This window comes from Salinibacter sp. 10B, from assembly GCF_002954405.1.
Lineage (GTDB): Bacteria > Bacteroidota > Rhodothermia > Rhodothermales > Salinibacteraceae > Salinibacter.
In genome coordinates this window covers 2166917-2186038 of record NZ_MQWC01000004.1, presented here as the reverse complement: position 1 = coordinate 2186038, position 19122 = coordinate 2166917, and the positions used below count along the sequence as shown (strand labels likewise).

Annotated in this window: 12 protein-coding genes and 1 pseudogene; all 13 read left to right on the top strand. The window is 52.2% G+C overall.

All coding sequences use genetic code 11. The features are described from left to right. Positions 1-12 precede the first annotated feature (12 nt). Positions 13-1233: a Wzz/FepE/Etk N-terminal domain-containing protein gene (locus BSZ35_RS09095; RefSeq protein WP_105012136.1), complete on the top strand. Its 1221-nt coding sequence runs from the start codon at positions 13-15 to the stop codon at positions 1231-1233. A gap of 226 nt (positions 1234-1459) precedes the next feature. After that, entirely contained in the window at positions 1460-2533 is a 1074-nt protein-coding gene (locus BSZ35_RS19230; protein WP_146110041.1) for a hypothetical protein, read from the top strand. After that, the gene (locus tag BSZ35_RS09090; protein ID WP_347709571.1) at positions 2464-4011 is read left to right on the top strand and encodes a flippase; all 1548 of its coding nucleotides are present in this window, start codon (positions 2464-2466) and stop codon (positions 4009-4011) included. The genes BSZ35_RS19230 and BSZ35_RS09090 overlap by 70 nt, the downstream gene beginning before the upstream one ends. A gap of 2011 nt (positions 4012-6022) precedes the next feature. Next, positions 6023-7132 carry a glycosyltransferase family 1 protein gene (locus BSZ35_RS09080; RefSeq protein ID WP_105012133.1) on the top strand — a complete coding sequence of 370 codons (1110 nt, stop codon included), beginning with the start codon at positions 6023-6025 and terminating at the stop codon, positions 7130-7132. 977 nt (positions 7133-8109) lie between these two features. Next, positions 8110-8235: pseudogene (locus BSZ35_RS20220) on the top strand (IS5/IS1182 family transposase); the annotation flags it as partial. A 665-nt stretch (positions 8236-8900) separates the two neighbouring features. Next, a complete protein-coding gene (locus tag BSZ35_RS09070; RefSeq protein WP_105012131.1) occupies positions 8901-9752 on the top strand; it encodes a glycosyltransferase family 2 protein in 852 nt (283 codons plus the stop codon). Beyond that, complete coding sequence (locus tag BSZ35_RS09065; RefSeq protein WP_105012130.1) at positions 9752-10999, top strand: hypothetical protein; 1248 nt, start codon at positions 9752-9754, stop codon at positions 10997-10999. Before BSZ35_RS09070 ends, BSZ35_RS09065 begins: the two co-directional genes overlap by 1 nt. Positions 11000-11089: 90 nt before the next feature. Then, complete coding sequence (locus BSZ35_RS20215) at positions 11090-12205, top strand: glycosyltransferase (protein ID WP_105012129.1); 1116 nt, start codon at positions 11090-11092, stop codon at positions 12203-12205. Positions 12206-12258: 53 nt separating this feature from the next. Further along, positions 12259-13110 carry a glycosyltransferase gene (locus BSZ35_RS09055; protein ID WP_105012128.1) on the top strand — a complete coding sequence of 284 codons (852 nt, stop codon included), beginning with the start codon at positions 12259-12261 and terminating at the stop codon, positions 13108-13110. 318 nt (positions 13111-13428) lie between these two features. After that, positions 13429-14118 (top strand): NAD-dependent epimerase/dehydratase family protein, encoded by a 690-nt coding sequence (locus BSZ35_RS09050; RefSeq protein ID WP_258096166.1) that lies wholly within the window; start codon positions 13429-13431, stop codon positions 14116-14118. A 481-nt stretch (positions 14119-14599) separates the two neighbouring features. Continuing rightward, the gene (locus BSZ35_RS09045) at positions 14600-15631 is read left to right on the top strand and encodes a GDP-mannose 4,6-dehydratase (RefSeq protein ID WP_105012127.1); all 1032 of its coding nucleotides are present in this window, start codon (positions 14600-14602) and stop codon (positions 15629-15631) included. Positions 15632-15752: 121 nt separating this feature from the next. Further along, the gene (locus tag BSZ35_RS09040; protein WP_181149257.1) at positions 15753-17600 is read left to right on the top strand and encodes a hypothetical protein; all 1848 of its coding nucleotides are present in this window, start codon (positions 15753-15755) and stop codon (positions 17598-17600) included. 71 nt (positions 17601-17671) lie between these two features. Continuing rightward, positions 17672-19111 (top strand): nucleotide sugar dehydrogenase, encoded by a 1440-nt coding sequence (locus tag BSZ35_RS09035; RefSeq protein ID WP_105012125.1) that lies wholly within the window; start codon positions 17672-17674, stop codon positions 19109-19111. The last annotated feature ends 11 nt before the right edge of the window (positions 19112-19122 follow it).

The window sequence follows — 19122 nt, the reverse complement described above, 5'->3', positions numbered from 1 at the left end:
ATTCACCGCTGAATGAATGACTCTGCACCGCAAGGCCAGACCGAGGGCAGTACCGACCCCACCTCACCGGATAATGAGGCGTTAGGGCGCAGGAGACCTCGGGAAGACGAGGTGTCACTACTAGACATCCTGCTTGTCCTGACACGAAACAAGACACTCATCGTGCGGACGATGCTTGTCTTCACGCTGTTGGGGGTAACGTACGCTATGCTCGCGCCGGAAGAGTTTACCTCGGAGGCACGAGTTGTGCGTGAGGCACAGGAGGGAGGGGGGGGAGGGCTACCCGGTGGACTGTCTGGAGGATTGGCGGGAGGGGCGCTTTCCGGGCTTGGCATGAGTTTGGGGGGGACGGCCAGTGGCCTCACGCCTGCGGCCTACCCCGACGTGTTGCAGAGTCGCGAGGTGCGATTGGCTGTGGTACGGGACACGTTTCGGTTTCCAGATGTCGAGAAGCGGATGACGTATGTGGAATACGTGAATCGTCCGGCTGGGTCGCTGAGCACCGTTCTGGACTACACACTGTGGCTGCCGTGGACGTTGAAGGGATTGTTGGGAAAGGCAGTTTCCGGGTCTCCTGCTCCGGCGGGCATGACGGACACAGGGGAGCTGATGATCCCGAGCGAAGAGGAAGACGCGGCCCTGAAATCGATCTCGAACAAGATTTCGGCGTCGGTTGACGAGGAGACGGGCCTCATGACGATCTCGGTGACAGCTGGTGGACCACAGTTAGCAGCTTCAGTGGCAGAAAGCTTTCTTGATCACTTCTCGACGCGTGTGCGCGAGATCCGGACGGAGAAGGTGCGCGAGCGTCTTGAGTTTGTAGAAGGACGATTTGAGGAGGCGGAGCAAGAATTGGAGGCAGCCGAAGAACGACTGGCGCAGTTTTTGGAGCGAAATCAGAATCCAACTACGGCGTCCCTTCAGTTTAGGCGTGATCGGCTGCAGCGGCAGGTGAGTTTTAAAGAACAGCTCTACAGCGAACTCCAGAGCCAACTCACTCAAACACGGCTTGATCTGCAGCGGCGGCAGCCGGTGGTGACTGTGGTGGAGAAGCCGCTTCCTCCGATGAATCGGAGTGCACCACAACGTACGTTGATTGTACTGCTGTATTTGACCCTTGGGGGACTCATCGGAATAGGGGGAGCATTCGTTTCCTTTTTTATCGGCAATATAAAGGATTCACAAAGGAGGAAAAAAGTCTGTGAGATAAAAAGAAGTATACCTATTAGTTAGTGTGGAAAAATAGCTCCAAAGATGGTAAACGTGTTAGTGAAAAAGAAAAAAATTGAAAAATAAGCGTGTTATATGAATATGCGTATAGGGTGGGAGTTTATATTTGTATTTTAAGTAAAATTTAGATTACTTAAAAATTGAATTATTGATGTGGTAAAACATTGATATTTTAACAATAAACGTGTTGTGAAAAAAAATTGGTATACAAAATACCTTTATTTGTAAGATGGATATATTTTTTTACTGCGCAAAGTATAAATCACCATCGTCAGCTAGTTATCAACACGGTCAAATCGCGTTAGCCGAAGGACTAGTCGAGTTAGGAAACAACATATATTCTAATGTGAATTATTGGAGTAAAGAAGATGGATGGTTGTTTGAGAGGTCTAACAATATACAACCAAGCATGTGTGATATTGTTGTATATAACTCTAAATTCTTAAAAGAAAATAAAGTAGACATAAGTAATATTAACGGAGGTGTAAATGTTCTTTTAGATCAATTAGACGAATTTGGTTTGATGTATAGGGAGGAGGTGAAAAAGTTTGATATAGTATTAAGGTCACATATGTCAAAATGGGTAGATTATCCTGAAAACTATTTCCCGTGGCCATTTGGGATAACTAATAGAATAAAAAAGTACACAAAAAACAACAAAAATAATAACAAAAAAGAGAAAGTACTTAAAAATTATAGGGTAGGGCATGAAATAAGAAGTGTTGCTGACATGAGAGTTGTGAAAAATATCAATAATTTTATAAATGTAGATAGTCAAGTTGATAGCTTTGAAGAGAAGCCAGAAAATGAAAGGGATTTAAAGCTTTGGAAAATGACAGGAAGACGTCATTATCCAAAATATTATGAAAGATTAGAAAGTTCTTTGGCAACCCTTGCGTTTGGTGGGTTCTTTTTGCCACCTAGTATATTCATGTCAAATTATTCATTGTCAAAGGTTGGGAGAAAAGTCATGAATGGTGTATTGTCGAAAATGTATGGATTAGGTATGTACCCTAAAAAAGTTGGTCAATGGGATAGTTTTCGTTTATGGGAGGCATGGGCCGCTGGTAGTGCGCCAATACATTTAGACTTTGAGAAATACGGCTTTTTGCTTCCAGTTTATCCCTCGAACCTACGCCACTATATAGGTGTTGATCTTAACAGTCCAGATACAGCGGTTGAAGTATTTCGCGATATGAAAAAGGTGAAAGATATAGCAATAAGGGGGCGGAAGTGGGCTTACAAACATTATGGTCCTATGGCTCAGGCGAGACGTTTTTTGGAAATGGTTTCCAATATATAGGACCATTGAAGCATCAAGTCAAAACTCTAACCGACGGGGTACACACTTTGCGCAGTCAAGCGACTGATAATGTGCAGTCTTGGTGGAGTCGGTTGCTACCTGGATTCCTCCAGCGCAGGATTAGGGACAGTCCGACTCTGCGAAAGATTCTCGGAAATACAAGTTGGCTAATGTTCGAACGGATCGTGAATATGACGGTCCGTTTCCTAGTGGGTGTGTGGGTTATCCGCTATTTGGGTCCCGAAAAATACGGTGTGTACAGTTATGCGCTGAGTTTTGTAGGGCTATTTACGGTGGTGACCACACTTGGGCTTGACGGCATTGTTGTGCGAAATTTGTCGAGCAAAAAGTGGAGTGAAGGTAAGGTGATGGGGACGGCGTTTGCGTTGCGTATGGTGGCCGGCGTGCTCACGATTGGAGTAGTGGCGGCAACGATCTTTTCGGTCAGTGATGAATGGATCACTCAGATCGCAGTCCTAGTCGTCTCTGTAGAACTGGTGTTCAAGTCCGCTGATGTCTTTAAGCTATGGTTTAAATCTGAGATCAAATCGAAGTACCCTGTTTGGGTCCGCAGTGGAGTGACGGTCCTTTATGCGGGATCGCAGATTGCCTGTATCCTCGCAGGATTCTCAGTGCTCGCATTTGTTATCCTTGTGGTGGTGCAGACTGGACTCAAAGTAATTGGGACGTATCTGATGTATCGGCACGTACCAGAAAAAGGAAATCCACCGTGGAAATTTGAATGGACGACAGCTCGACAAATGATGAGGGATGCTTGGCCTCTGATCTTTGCGGGCCTTTCAGTTGCTGTGTATATGAAGATCGACCAAGTGATGATAGGGGAAATGGTCGGAGAATCGGCTGTGGGGATTTACGCAACCGCCGTTAAGGTGTCAGAACTTTGGTATTTCATCCCAACTGCAATTGCGGGGTCGGTTTTTCCAAAGATTGTGACCTCAAAAGAAAATGCCTCTGAGGAGGTGTATCAAAAGCGGATGCAGGCCTTCTACGATATACTCGCACTCCTTAGCTACGTTATCGTCATCCCGATGACTCTTGTTGCTGAGCCCCTTGTCGGTTTAGTATTCGGGGCAGAATACTCTGAGTCCGGGTCTATCCTCAAAGTCCACATTTGGGCATTTCTGTTTGTTTCATTGGGAGCAGGAAGAGGAAAGTGGCTTGTAACAGAGAACTTTACTCGTTTCTCAATGATCACTGCTGTTGTAGGGGCGATTGTAAATGTCGGGCTCAATTATATTCTCATTCCTAGCTACGCTGGAACAGGGGCTGCTTGGGCGACTCTGATATCACAGGTTGTTGCTGTGTTTCTCTCCTGTCTGATTTGGCGACGGCTTCACGGCGTGTTTGTACAGATGGGAAAAGCACTATTTGTGCCGTTCCGAATTCGGTCGGTTATTCGGAATAATTTTGGAAACGAACTCGTTACAGGGTCAGATTCCGGAGACTCATTGAAGTAGCGATTTTGTCTCTGTAAACTTTATTTGTTGTTGTACAGATTCGTGGATATTCCTATCGTCTTATTTATTTTTCGTCGTCCTAGCATGACGCGCCGCGTCGTCGAGGCGATCCAAGAGGCATGTCCGCCGCAGCTATTTGTGATTGCGGATGGTCCCCGATCTGGGCGTCCTGACGAAAAGAGGCGATGTAGAGAAACGCGTTCGGTTGTTGAAGATATTCGTTGTGAAAGCTTAGTACATCGGAACTATGCCGACGAAAATCTGGGATTGAGGCAGCGGGTCGTATCTGGATTGAACTGGGTCTTCGATCACGTCGACCGGGCCATTATTTTGGAAGATGACTGTATGCCGGATCGCTCCTTTTTTTCTTTCTGTGAGGAATTACTTGACCGGTATGCGGATCACAGCCATGTGATGTCGATTTCTGGAGACAACTTCCAGCCGAGGCCTCGGAGCGAGTACAGCTACTACTTCTCTCGGTACATGCACTGCTGGGGGTGGGCTACTTGGCGGTCGGCTTGGCGACATTACGATGTTGACATGGAATCTTGGCCTGAGGTGCGTGAGGGCCCATGGATTGAACAACTATTCGCCTCTGATAGAGCAGCGTCCTACTGGCGCTCCGTATTCGATCGTGTATATCAAAGAGAGGTTGATAGCTGGGCGTATGTTTGGCAGTACAGCATCTGGATGAATGGAGGAGTCAACATTCTTCCCGAGAAAAACCTCGTTTCCAACATTGGCCATGGAGAAGAGGCTACTCACACTCGGGACGCTGGATGGTACACTTCTCGCTCGATTAGTACGCTGAAGCAACCGCTTGAACATCCCCCATGTATTGTGCGCCATGCCGACGCAGATGACTATACACAGCGCTGGCTGTACGACCAAACCACCATTCGCAAAATTATGTCAAGAACATATCAGTACTTGCGGAACGTTTTGCCGAATTGAAAAGGTGATCATGGGCTAGCTATGAGTATCGGGCATTGGAAAAGGTCGACTACCGAATCTCGTCAGGGTACCGAAAGGTAGGAGAGAGCTGAGGAGTAATCGATTTTGTTTCATTTGGCAGGTATGTAACTGAAATTCTTTGTAAATAAGAGAGGGTCAATTTAAGATATGCGCACCTTGCGCATCGATTTGTTTCCTGGCAATGTTCACGCTTCGAGATGAGTATCCGTCAATGGGTTCGTAAGGTTATTCAGACTGCCAAAATCCTTGAGCATCCCTGCTCGTTTGAAACCGTTCTCCGTTTGCGGAAGGCAGGGCGTACAGGTGGAAGTCGCCATCCTGAGGAGGCGCTTCCCCTTAACCTCCGTGGATTGGACTTTCCACTCTACTGTCGACCGGGAACGAGTGACTACGTCACGTTTCAAGAGATATTTGTACAGGACGGGGGGGAATACACCGACTTTTTGCCGTCAGTTCGGGAGCCCGTGGAGTACATTCTTGATCTTGGCACCAACGTCGGATTCTCCATCGGGTTTTTCGTACGGGAATGGCCGCAGGCACAAGTCACAGGTGTCGAGCCGTATACCCCGAATGTACGTATGGCGGAGAAATCGCTCGCTCCCCTTATTGAGTCTGGGCAGGTTACAATCTGTCACGCATTGGTGGGGACAGAGACCGGACAAGCGGCGCTGGCGTCAGGGGGAGCTGGAGGCGCAAATGAGCTTCGAAAGTGTGCCGATCCTTCCTCGGAGTCGAGAGAGATCCTCGAACGTGTGCCTGTGCGACCGGTTACGGAGATTCTTGATGAGGAGCGTCCGGAAGGGGCAATCGACATTCTCAAGTGTGACATCGAAGGAGGCGAAGGAGAGGTTTTTTCTAAATGTGCTCCATGGATCCACCGGGTCCGTCATCTTGTAGTGGAGTTGCATGAAGGTCGAGATGAGACATGGCTGCAGGATCGCTTGAGGGAGAACGGGGGTAGATTCGACCTACGAGGAGTGCAGCAAGGATACGGTGATGCTGTGCTTGTGTGGTTTCGGTCTGAAGACCAGTAGATATGTCGCTTCGGGTAGCCTACGATTACGATACATTTACGACTCAGCGCTACGGGGGAATATCGCGTAGCTTCGTCGAACATTTCCGCCGCTTTGCGAGGGGAGGGAAGGTAGAGGTTTGTCTTCCATTCAGGTTTTCTCGAAATGCTTACCTGCGACATTGCACCAGCTACAGTGGTATTACAATAGATGTTTACTTCCGAGGACTCCGTAGGCTGCTCAATTCCTTAAATTTTCCCATGTTCTTGTCGGGGGTTTGGGGAGGGGGGGTCGATGTGTATCACCAAACACATTACAACGTCTGCCTTGCGAAACTCTGTTCGGGTATACCGCTCGTGGTTACCGTACACGATATGACTCCGGAGCTCTATCCAGAAGAGTTTGACAATCCTGAAGCTGTACACTCGGGAAAGCAGGAAATGTGTGATCGGGCAACCGCTATCGTCTGTGTCTCGGAAAACACAAAGCAGGACCTCCAAGATATATACAATTGTGATTCCGAAAAAATATATGTCGTTCCTCACGGAGGTGGGAAGAAAAAAACTCAAGGTGACGAGTCCCTCAATACGCCGGATCAGTACGTACTATATGTAGGAAAGCGGAAAGGTTATAAGAACTTCAGTGAACTTGTTAAGGCCCTCGCCCCACTCATGGAGGAAATGCCCGAACTGCATCTCGTCTGTCTCGGTGGAGAAGAGATCACAGACAGTGAACTCCGTCCCTTCGTGAAGAGAGGTGTGGATTCGCGGGTACACCACGATACTCCATCCGACGAGAAGATGACCTCGTACTACCGAAATGCGACGCTGTTGGCCTATCCCTCCTTGTATGAAGGGTTTGGGTTGCCGATCTTGGAAGCGTTCCGAAACCGGTGTCCGGTGGTTGTAAGTCGTCGGAGTTGCTTTCCCGAGATTGCCGGAGAGGCAGCGGCCTATTTCGAACCCGGCAAGGAGGAAGCATTGAAGACTGTTGTTGAGAGAGTCGTCAAGGATGATGAGTACCGGCGTACTCTCATTGATCGCGGTGAAAAGCGTAGGAGACAGTTCTCCTGGAGGCGATCGGCGGAATGCCTGCACCGTGTTTATCAGGACGTAGCTTATGAAGAGCTGTGACGCCTTCTTTAGGTTGAAAGCTGCGGCACATTTTGCGCATCTTGAGTACAGTTGTAGCTAGAGAGCAGGAGCAGCCGGGTCGTATCCGGGTTGTGCCCTGATAATTGTGTAACTGATCCGGTTGCATAGAAAAATAGATCGCGTTCAGCCAAGTTGGGACTAAGAGACTGTTTTGGTTTCACACGATGGCAGTTCAAGCAGAGCGCGACGACTGCAGATCGTTGCAATCCATCGGGGCGCCTACTGAGCAACGGACGGACCTCCAATCCCTGGGAAATTGTCTCGTCGATTCTCAACCCGCTCAAAAATCAAAACAGTCTCTAAGAATCCGTCTACGAAATTTGGCGTTCTGGAAGCTTCTTTCCTTGCTCTGGAACCCTTTCCTTTTCTGAATCGATGCGCAAATCCTACACCTCGGACCTTACCGATAAGCAGTGGGCGTTGATCGAACCGCTGATTCCACCGGCCCGCTCGGGAGGCGACCAGCGAACCTCCGACATGGGAGAGGTCGTCGACGGGATCTTCTACGTGTTGAAAAACGGGTGTCAGTGGCGAGACCTGACCGGCGACTTTACCCCGAACTGGCATACGGTCCATGCCTACTTCAGCCGGTGGCGTCTTGATGGCACTCTCGAACGGATCTACGACGCCCTCCACCAGCGCTGGCGTAAGGTGCAAGGCCGAAGGTACACTCCAAGCGCCGCGATTCTCGACAGCCGGTCGGTCCGAACGGCGGAAACGAGTGAAAAGCGTGGGTTCGACGGAGCCAAGGGATTGGTCGGCCAAAAGCGGTACTTGATGGTCAACACGGAGGGCCTTCCCGTCGAGGTTGTCGTCACGACCGCTGACGTCGGATACCGCGAGGGAGGAAAGCGGCTTTTTGCGCAGGGCAAGGCCGATCTTCCTCGGCTCTCTCCCACCTATGGGTCGACGGCGGATACGGCGGAGAGCCCTTCGCCGAGTGGGCTGAGGAGACGGGGGATGGACCGTCGAGGTCGTCAAAAAAGCCAGAGACGGTTCCTTTCAGGTCTTCCCGCGCCGCTGGGTCGTGGAGCGGACCTTTGCTTGGCTTCTGAAATGTCGGGCTCTGCCGCGATTTCGAGTATCGAGTCGAGAGCGTCGTCGGGTTTATCTACGCAGATATGCTGCGATTGCTGGTCCGTCAGCTCGTCCCCCCTCCCACACCAAATTCATAGACACACTCTAAGACTAATCAACAAAAACCAAGCAGAACGACGAGGATCACTTTTGAGGTCGAGAAGGCGCTTTTGCTAATGCAGGTGAAGATGGTGGTCCAATGAGTCAGCACCAATCGAATCAAGGAAATCCCCACTGAGTTTTACGGAGGATAATTCTCAAATCCGACGGTCTCTCGCTTGAGCAAGGATTTTGAGAGCAGGTTTAGGTGTGTACCGAGCGCCCCTTGAGCAAGAGTATCCGTTCTTGAGACTCGCTGTGATACAGCTTAAAGTGCGACGCCAGAAGGCCGTGGGACCCACAACCGCAAGCTGTCGGCTGGCATACGCGAAGATGGACAGCGGAAACTCTCGGGATTGAGGTGGCCCTCAGCGAGGATGAGAGGGTATGGCGCCGGTTCATCCGTTAGCTCAAGGAGGGAGTGGGCCAGGTAAAGCTAGCTACCAGTGATGCGCATGAAGGGCTAGGAAGATCCCCACCGGAAACATCGAATATGTGAGTAACTTTAATGATAAAATGGCTTACCACGAAGAGTTTGATGTTTAAGTTTGTAAAATATTAGTAACTTAATATGAGTGCCGCGACTAGTGAAGGATTACCAAAAGTAAGCGTCGTTACTGTCTGTTGGAACTCCCAAGATGTCATAGAAGAAACAATCCAAAGCGTGGTCAGCCAGTCGTATGAACCCATCGAGTACATTGTTGTCGACGGTGGTTCCACAGACGGCACACTTGACGTGATTCGTGCTCATGAATCGGCACTGTCGACATGGATTAGCGAAGCAGACGAGGGTATCAGCGACGCGTTTAACAAGGGAATACGACGGACGAGTGGCGATCTAGTGGGGTTACTCAACGCTGGCGATGCCTACCGGCCGAGAACCATCGCACGTATTGCCCGTGCATCTCGTCAAGATCCGGACAGTGATGTATTTTATGGGGATATCTACATGACAGACGCAACCGGCGACACTGAGTATGTCCGCAAGGCCCAGAAAGGTATCGATGCGTCCGCGTTCAGATATGCAATGCCGTCTATTCCCCATCCGTCTGTGTTCGTCCGTAAGCCGCTGTATGAGAAGCGTTTATATAACCCACGTATTGAGTATGCAATGGATTATGAATGGTTGAGAGACATGGCCGAGCGTGGGTGTCGGTTTCGGTATATTGAGGGTACTTGCTTGGCCCGAATGCGACTAGAAGGGAAGTCGAACAATCAGTATGCTGATACGCTCGGAGAAGTGCACCGTATCTGTGTTGAGTACGGTGATAATCCAATGTTCTCCTTTCTCTACAACTGTGTCTTTCGAAACCTACGGTTTAGATTGCGCCGCATGGCTGAAACTACAACGGCGGGTCGATTGCTCGTGGATGGGTACCGACGCCTCATCACACTATTAGGGCTAAGGCGATGGGAGTACTGATGAATCAACTCGATAAAGTGAAGCTTTCAACACTTGCGACAACGGTATTCGTATCTTCGTTCTTCTTTCTCCAAATCTCCATTGGTGGTGACCCGCTCATCCGCATTCCGCTGTATCAAGCGGAACTGATGTTAAATCTCGGGCTGGCGGCTCTGGCGTTCCATATGCAGTCCCCTTCTGTTGCGCAGACGCGTCGGCTGGTAGGCATTCTCGGAACTATTGCCGTTACTCAGTTGGGGTACTTTCTTATGGTTAATGTCTACCCTATTGCGGGATCCCTCACTGAGTACGTTATTGCAGCGGTTCGCGTATATGGCTACATCGTCTCTGTAACGGTATACGCATGTCTATTTTATGATGAAGATCTGCTACTCAAAACCTTTTACCAGCTTGGGCGGCTCTGTCTGGGAGTAGGATTGGCAGCGCTTCTTGTGTATAAGATGACGGGTTTGCCCTTTCTACTCGACCTTTCCTACGGCAATATACGGCCGCAAGCATTCTTCACTGAGCCTTCAGCAGCAGCTCCAGCAGTCGCTAGCGTCGGATTGGTGGCTTGGAAGAAGTCCGACTGGATGGGACTTGCACTTGCTGTTGCATTTGCAACTACGTCAAACTCGGCGACAGTACTGCTTGTCTTCATTCTGAGTATCTTTGGAGTCTACTTGGTCCGGCGAGGACCATGGGCAGTGTGGGGGGGCGTTCTTGGTACTTTTGGGTCGATGTTCGCCTTCATAGGGCTCGGGGGACTGGATTGGTTGAAGACAGCGTCCTACTTCGGACGAACAATCAACCGGCTCGCGCGGGGAATCGAGTTTATAATTACCCTTTCCCAACAGGGATACAATCCTCGGTTCGCCGGAGCTATCAATGTTTACCAGCAGCTGCAGGAGAAGGGTCTGCTGTGGATTGGGTATGGATTAAACTCAGCCTCCCCGTACTTTAGACACGTGTATACGGGTACCGGGACAGACGTGCAAGATTATTCTTTATTTGTTACTACTTTTTTTAGTTTTGGGGTTATGGGAGTTCTGGTTCTTGTTTTATTTGTACACCGGGCAATCGTAATAATGTATCGAAAAGAATCAGGTTTAGTATATGTATTTATTCCGTTCTTTCTGGCTTCGATGATCAACTCCGCGCAAGGTTTTGTGATGTATAAGTTCGTAATTCTTGGTATCGTCGTATACGGGGTTGGGCGAAGATTATCGTATGACTGCGAGGTTAGGTCTGCCAACTTCTTGTCATGACGCAACGGCAGCTTCCTTGCAGAAACGCGACCCCGGTGCGACTGATTAACCACCTCAGCCATCCTAAAACGCCACAGAATAACCCTTTCGATGACCGTCGCCTTCCTTGCTGACCGCTCTGATGTCCACACTGTTCGGTGGATCAACGGTCTTAGTGACCGTGGGTATGACATATCGCTTGTCACGATGCATCCCGGCGGCGATCCGATTAGATCGGATGTGTCTGTTCAGGTGCTTCCTTTTAGAGCACCTCACGGATATTTTCTCAATGTGCCGTTCCTACGCAGGATTCTGTCTTCTATCGACCCTGATCTTCTGCACGTTCATTTTGCTAGTGGGTATGGGACTCTGTCTCGTCTAGGAGGAACGCGTCCGCTGCTCCTATCTGTGTGGGGAAGTGATGTCTATGAGTTTCCGTACCGATCGTTCGTGCATCGCCATCTTCTTGTAAGTAATCTGGATGCAGCCGACCACCTGTGCTCTACAAGCCGCGATATGGCGCGGCAAACACGTTCATTAGACGGCTCGAACCGGTCAATAAGCATCACGCCTTTCGGCGTTGATACGAGTATGTTTTCTCCAGACGGAAATGATCGACGGAGCATCTTAGAGGAGAATGATATGGAGGAGATTGTTATCGGAACTGTAAAAAAGCTGGAGCACAAATATGGGGTCGACATTCTCATTCGTGCTTTCGCTAATTTGCGCAGTAATCTTGCTACCGAGCATCCCGACGTAGCCAAAGCGTTACGATTACTAATCGTTGGGGGAGGGGCTCTGCGCGAAGAGCTGGAGACGCTGGCACGCGAGAAAGGAGTTGGCGCAGTTACGACTTTTGTAGGAGCTGTGCCTCACGCGAAGGTTCCTACCTACCTGCGAACCCTTGACGTGTATGTAGCAGCGAGCCGAGCTGAGAGTTTCGGCGTTGCGGTTATCGAGGCTTCATCCTGCCAGTGTCCAACTGTCGTCTCGAACGTTGGGGGTTTGCCGGAGGTTGTGGAAGATGGGGAAACAGGTATCGTCGTAGGACGCGGGGACGTGGAGTCGACGATAAAAGCTCTCAGAAAACTTGTACTCGATCCGACAGCGCGTCAGAAGATGGGGGTAGCCGGTCGGAGTTATGTCAAAAAGTTCTACAGCTGGTCATCGTGCCTTGATCGAATGGAAGAAGTGTATGCGTACGTCGCCGAGGACGATGAATCTTAAGTAGGGACACTTCATCCTGGATGTCATCTCTACCACTATTATCTGTGTGAATTATGAATGTACCGCGGCCCACTTCGAAATATTCAGCTGTGCCGAGGGTCAGTGTCATCATTCCAGCCTACAATATGGCGGAGTTTGTTGGACAAGCTATCACGTCCGTACTCGATGTAGTTTACAATAATGTTGAATTGATTGTCATCGATGACGGATCTACAGACGCGACTGAACGAGTCGTACGCCAGTTTGCAGAACCTGAAGGTAATCGATATGACAAACGGGTGCGATATCTATCACAGCCGAATCAGGGAAAGCCGGCTGCGGTCAATCGAGGAATTGAGGCAATGTCAGGGGAATATCTTGCTCTCCTCGATGCGGATGATCAATTGCCTCCGAACAGTCTCACACGACGCATGGAGGCGTTGAGGGAAAATCCGGGGACCGACATGGCGATTGGTGGCTTTGAGGTCATCGGCGAAGTCAGCACTGTGACTCTAGGAGAGCGGCCCTGCCCCCGTTCGCTATCACCCAATCGTCTGAAGCGTGCATTTTGCTTGTCGTATAGAACTCCGTTTCATCTCAATGCCTGTCTTCTACACCGTTCTCTAGTCGAGCGTGTTGGCCCATTCGATCCTGAACTCAAACGATGTCAGGACATCGACTATTCTATTCGGTGCTTGAAAGAGACACAGGGAATTATCTGCGTCGATGAATCGGTATATTTATACCGTAAGCATAGAGACTCGACTCGAGATCGCATTGGGGTACGTTTATCTACAATAAGACATCGTCGTTTTGTTGTGTTGAAAAATTTCTCATCACCTCAAAAATATATTTATATTTTTGTAGTATTGATATTAGGGTTGTCAAAGTTAATATATGAAATTTTTTGCAGTTATAAGAGTTGATATATTTAGATCATAAATTTAAATCTTGTCGCGTACTTGTAATTTTATTTATTCTATTTTTTTAGTTCAAGTTAAAAAAATGGAGGGTAGGTAAATAAATGTAAAAAATAATTTGTGAAATTTTACGTCTGGATCGGGTAATCGATTGAATAGATCGCGCCGGATTCAGGGATCTTCCGGGCATGATTGTCTTTCGTTTCAACGACATGACATAATGGTTGACTTCGGTGAATCATCATCTGTAAGGAGTACTGGTTCGATGTGCCCAGATTTTGGGAGGGAGATATTTCCAGCATTCAAGAAGCGCGCATTCGATGATTGCTTCTACCATTTAAGGAATGGAGCTCCGAAGTAAATCCATTCGGGCTGACCGGGATCGACAAGTTCATTTACGGCTCCTCCTCGTCCGTCTACGGTAAAAACGACAAGGTCCCCTTCGCGGAGGACGATCCAGTGCGCGAGCCCATTTCGCCGTACGCTGCGACCAAGCGGTCCGGCGAACTCCTGGCGCACACGTTTCACCACCTCTACGACATGACCATCCACTGTCTCCGCTTCTTTACAGTCTATGGCCCCCGCCAGCGCCCGGATCTGGCCATTCACAAATTCGCCCGGCAGCTCCTCACCGATCAGCCGATCACCATGTACGGCGACGGCACGTCCAGCCGCGATTACACCTACGTGGCAGACATTGTCGACGGCATCGTGCGCAGTCTACGCCGTGCCAAGTCTCTGGACGAGCCGGAGTACGAAATCATCAACCTCGGTGGCTCAAAGACTACGCAGCTCAAAGATCTCATTTCCGGCATCGCTGAGGCCATGGACATTGAGCCGGAGATTGAACAGCTGCCGACGCAGCCGGGGGACGTGAAGCGGACGTTTGCCGACATTTCGAAGGCCCGCGACCTCCTCGGCTACGAGCCGGATACGCCGATTGAGGAGGGCCTACAGAAATTTGCCGACTGGGTGAAGGACTACTATGCCGACCGGCCGGTGCTAGAGGTGTAGCGGTCGGACCTTCGGCGGATGAGGGCGGCTCGTGTGCGTTCTCGTCATTGGTGTGTCTGCACGGTATGGATGTGGGCGTTTTTCGCCTGTTGGGAGGAGCGCTGGAGAGAAGGGGGGGACAGGACGATTACATCTGATTTCTCTCCTCTGTTTCCGGCAGGTCGGTCGGACCCTTTTCTCTGACGCGCCCGGTCTTTCGAACAAAATCGGGTGATAGAGGCAGAGGACCGCCGCTCTTCCGCTCTGGATTTCGGCATCCGTTGCCCTGGGTCGGGGGGCAAGTGGTCACTATCAGGCAATCGGGTGTTAAAAACACTGGGCATCACGTGGCACCGGGCGTCTACGAGTCCTCTGTGAATTGCGCCGGGGGCGGTCTTCTCTTTGTCGGTGCTCTCGATTACCATGTGAGGAGGCCGTCGAGAGACGGCAGGGACGTTGATTGTGTATTCTCTTCCGTGTGTCCAACCCCCACCATCCCAGCATGCGTTACCTTCTCACCGGCGGCGCCGGCTTTATTGGCAGTCATCTGACGGATCGCCTCATCGACGCCGGTCATCACGTACATGCGTATGATAACCTTTCCACGGGCCGCCTGGCCAATGTCGAGCAGTGGGCCGACCACGATCGGTTTACGCTCACGGTGGGCAATGTGCTCGACGATAATACCCTCGAGCAGTGCGTGGAAGAATGTGATCGGATCGTGCATCTGGCGGCCGCCGTGGGCGTGAAGCGCATCATGGAGACCCCCGTGGAAACGATCCAGACCAATGTTGGCGGGACGGAGAACGTCTTGGAACTAGCCCGGCATCATGACAAGAAGACGCTGATTGCCTCCACCTCGGAGATCTACGGCAAGGCGATGCAGAAGGATGATTCGCTGAACGCCTTGAGTGAGGACGACGATTGGACGCTGGGGGCCACGAACAAGCGGCGGTGGGCCTATGCCTGCTCGAAGGCCATGGATGAGTTTTTGGCAAAGGCCTACTACGACGAATATGATTTGCCCGTTATCTGCGTTCGCTTTTTTAACACCGTCGGCCCGCGGCAGAGCAGCCGGTATGGGATGGTGATCCCGAATTTTGTGCAGCGCGCCCTGGCGGACGAGCCCATTCAGGTGCACGGCGATGGTACACAGAGCCGCTGCTTCACGCACGTGCATGATGCAGTTCGTGCCGTGTTGGGGTTACTTGAAACGCCCGAGGCGGAAGGGGAGATCTTTAATGTGGGACAGCAGAGCGAAATCTCGATTAAAGAACTCGCCCATCGCGTACGCAATTTGTCCGGCTCGTCCTCCGAGATTACGTATACACCGTATGAGGAGGTGTACGGACCCGGATTCGAGGATATGAAACGGCGAACGCCGGATATCTCCAAGCTTCAGTCCACAATTGATTTTGAGCCTGAATTCTCGCTGGAAGACATTTTGCTTGACGTAATCGAGGACGTGACGTCTCGGTCGGAGGAGACTGAGGAGAAAATTGATTTGAAGCGGTTTGAGTCGTCCTCGTCGTGACGCACGTCACCGCTGCGACATTGAGTTTTTAGAGCGGTGCGAATCCGTTTGTAGCGTGCGTGTGCGGATTCGCCTGTTCGCTCACAACTCCCTCCTGTGTATGACTCCATTGGATACAGACATGTTATGGCCTATCGTTTGGGCCCTCTCCGTAGCGGCGGCGGCGGTGGTAGTGCTTACCCCCCTCACAATTCATGTTGCTCGTCGCTTCGACTGGGTCGCGTACCCGCGGTCGGATCGGTGGCACGGACGCCCCACGGCTCTGATGGGCGGGATTGCGATCTATGGCGCAGCGACGCTCGGCATTTTTTCGGTTCTTCCGCTTGAGGAGGTGTGGGCGATCTGGAGCGGGGCGACCCTGATGTTTGTGGTGGGAGCCATTGACGATCTTGCCCGCATCCGGCCGGCCGCAAAGCTCGCTGCTCAGGTCATTGCAACCGGATTGCTACTGTACTCCGGATATGCCTTTGGGGCGCACTGGCCGCTCTGGATGTCTTTGCCTCTCACCCTTCTCTGGGTGGTTGGCATCACCAATGCGGTGAACCTCCTCGACAACATGGACGGTCTGTCGGCGGGCATCGCCGGGATTGCGGCCCTCGTCGTGACGGTGTTTGCCGGGCTCTCGGGAAGTACTACGACCATGGCCGTGGGGGGCGCCATCAGTGGGGCGGCCCTGGGGTTTCTGGTGTTCAACTTTAAGCCGGCCCGGATCTTTATGGGCGACTGCGGAAGCTTATTTCTCGGCTTCTCGATTGCGGCTCTTACGCTTATCACTCAACGGCAGGCGGACGTGGCCGGGCAGTTGGCGGTGGGGCTCATTCCCCTCGCCGTACTGGCCGTTCCCATTCTGGACACCACGCTTGTGACCTTCATGCGCCGGTTGGCGGGCCGTCCGGTGTCACAAGGAGGACGCGACCATGCCTCTCACCGATTGGTCTTTCTAGGGTTGTCAGAGCGCCATGCCGTGCTTATGCTCTACGGGTTGAGCCTGCTGTCCGGAGCGCTTGCGCTGGTGGTGCTCTTTGTGGATGTTGTTCTGTTTTACGCGGTGAGCATTTTTGTAGGGGCGGCCCTTGCAGTCTTTGGGGTTCACCTCGCACGGGCAAACGTGTACCGGGCGGGAGGAGCGCAGGGGGATGGCGCCCCCGCGTCGCCGACCCGGCCGTTGCGCATTCTGCACAATGCGTTCGGCGACCGGTGGAAAGAGGTGGCGGGCATGTTTGCGGACGTTTTTCTCGTGGGGGCTGCCTTTATCGTGGCGCACTACCTTCGATACGAGGGAGGACTCTCGGGCATTCAAGAGACCTGGATGTTGGAGGGGCTTCCGCTCGTCGTGGCGGTGAAGGTGCTCGTATTTTACGCCATGGGGCTGTACCGCGGCATTTGGCGCCACGCGGGAACGCCGGAGCTCGTGCGAGCAGGAGGGGCCACCGTTGCGGCCGAACTTGCGACGGGTGGGGTGTACGCCCTTCTCCACGGGGCGGGAGCTGTGTCGGTATCCGTGCTCGTTATCGACTGGATGATCGTCACTCTGGCCATCGTGGGCATCCGCTTTGGATTTCGGGGCCTTCGCCAGTATTTTGCGGCAAATCGGACGGACGGGCGGCGGGTGTTGCTCTATGGGGCCGGGGATGCAGGGGTGCTTACGCTCCGCGAACTGCGCCGAAACCCGGAACTCCGCCGGTGTCCCATCGGGTTCATAGACGATGATCCTTTGAAGCAAGGGCAAACCGTTCAGGGATTGAAAGTAGAGGGCACCGGGGAGGACATCGTGCGGGTCTGTCGGGAGAAGAAGGTGGATGAGGTGATTGTAACGACCACGACGATGTCCGAAACGCGACAGCGGGCTGTGTACCGCATGTGTCGAGAGGCGGACATTCCCTGTATGGCCTTTGGGGTGACCGTGGAGCCCCTGGAGCCTGATCCCTCCACGATTGTTGCCGAAGACGCGGAGCTGGTGGCACAGTAAGTGGCATGGCGCACAAATTGCACGCGTCCGGTTGCTGAGCGTCGTATTCCTTTTTTAACTCTCCTATACACATGGATCTCGAGACCGCTTCTTCTCCTCTTTCGTCGAACGGATCCACGTCGGCGGCGCGCGCGGACCAATCGGCAGCGGCTCGACAGCTTGCTCAGCGTCTCGACGCAGCACAGGCCACCATCGGGGTCGTTGGACTGGGATACGTAGGTCTTCCCCTGGCCGTTGAGTACGCCGAACAGGCCTTTGATACGGTGGGCATTGATCTCGATGAGGGGCGCGTCCAGCAGTTGAATGCGGGGGCGAATTATATCGAAGATCTCGACGATGACACCATTCGTCAACTTGTGGAAGAGGGCCGTCTACGGGGGACGGCGAACTTCGCCGGCAGTGATGAGATCGACGTGTTCTATATCTGCGTCCCGACCCCGGTGACGGAGACGAACGAACCCGACACGTCGTATATCGAGTCGGCAGCCCGGTCAATTGCGGAGCACCTTCGTCCGGGACAGCTCATCGTGCTTAAGAGTACCACCTATCCGGATACGACGGAGGGAGTGGTGCAGCCCATCTTGGAAGAGGCGGCTCGGGAGAAGGGATTGGAGCTCGGGGAAGACTATTTCCTCGCCCACAGTCCCGAGCGCATCGATCCGGGCAACGACGAATACACGACGGCCAATACGCCGGTCGTGGCGGGTGGGGCGACCGAGACGTGTACGCACCTTACCAAAAAGGCACTGGAGCAGATCGTGGCGGAGGTCCACGCGGTCTCCAACCCAAAGGTGGCCGAGATGGAAAAGCTACTGGAAAACATCTTCCGCTCGGTCAACATCGCCCTTGTCAACGAGCTCGCCCAGCTGTGCGACCGTATTGGCGACGTGTCGATGTGGGAAGTCATCCAGGCGGCCGCTACCAAGCCGTTCGGCTTTATGCCGTTTTATCCCGGGCCGGGGCTCGGCGGACACTGCATCCCGATTGACCCGCACTACCTGTCATGGCTGGCGCGGAAGCACGACTTCGAAACGAGCTTTATCACGCTGTCGGCGCGCATTAACGAGGGCATGCCGTTCTACGTCGTCGAGTCGGTGGTCGAGGCCATCGCCCGGCAACCGGTTCAGCTCAGCGAGGCCAGCGTGCTCGTGCTTGGGGTGGCCTTTAAGCGCAATGTTGATGATACCCGCCATTCGCCAGCGGGGACGATCATCAAGCTTCTCCGGGAAAAGGATATTGACAACATCCACTACCACGACCCCCACGTCGATTCGTTTTCGGTCCCGACATCTGAGAACGGCACCCTTGATATCCCCGCGGTGGAGGAGTTGACCCCAGAGGTGTTGCAACAGTACGATGCGACGGTGATCGTCACCGACCACGACGCGTTCGATCCCCACCAGGTTGCAGAACACGCGACCTCCATCGTCGATACTCGCAATGCGCTGGAGGGGATCACGGACCCGGCCCTTCGGGAAAAGATACATCTTCTCGGAGGAGGGGAAGAGTAGGCCGTAACCAG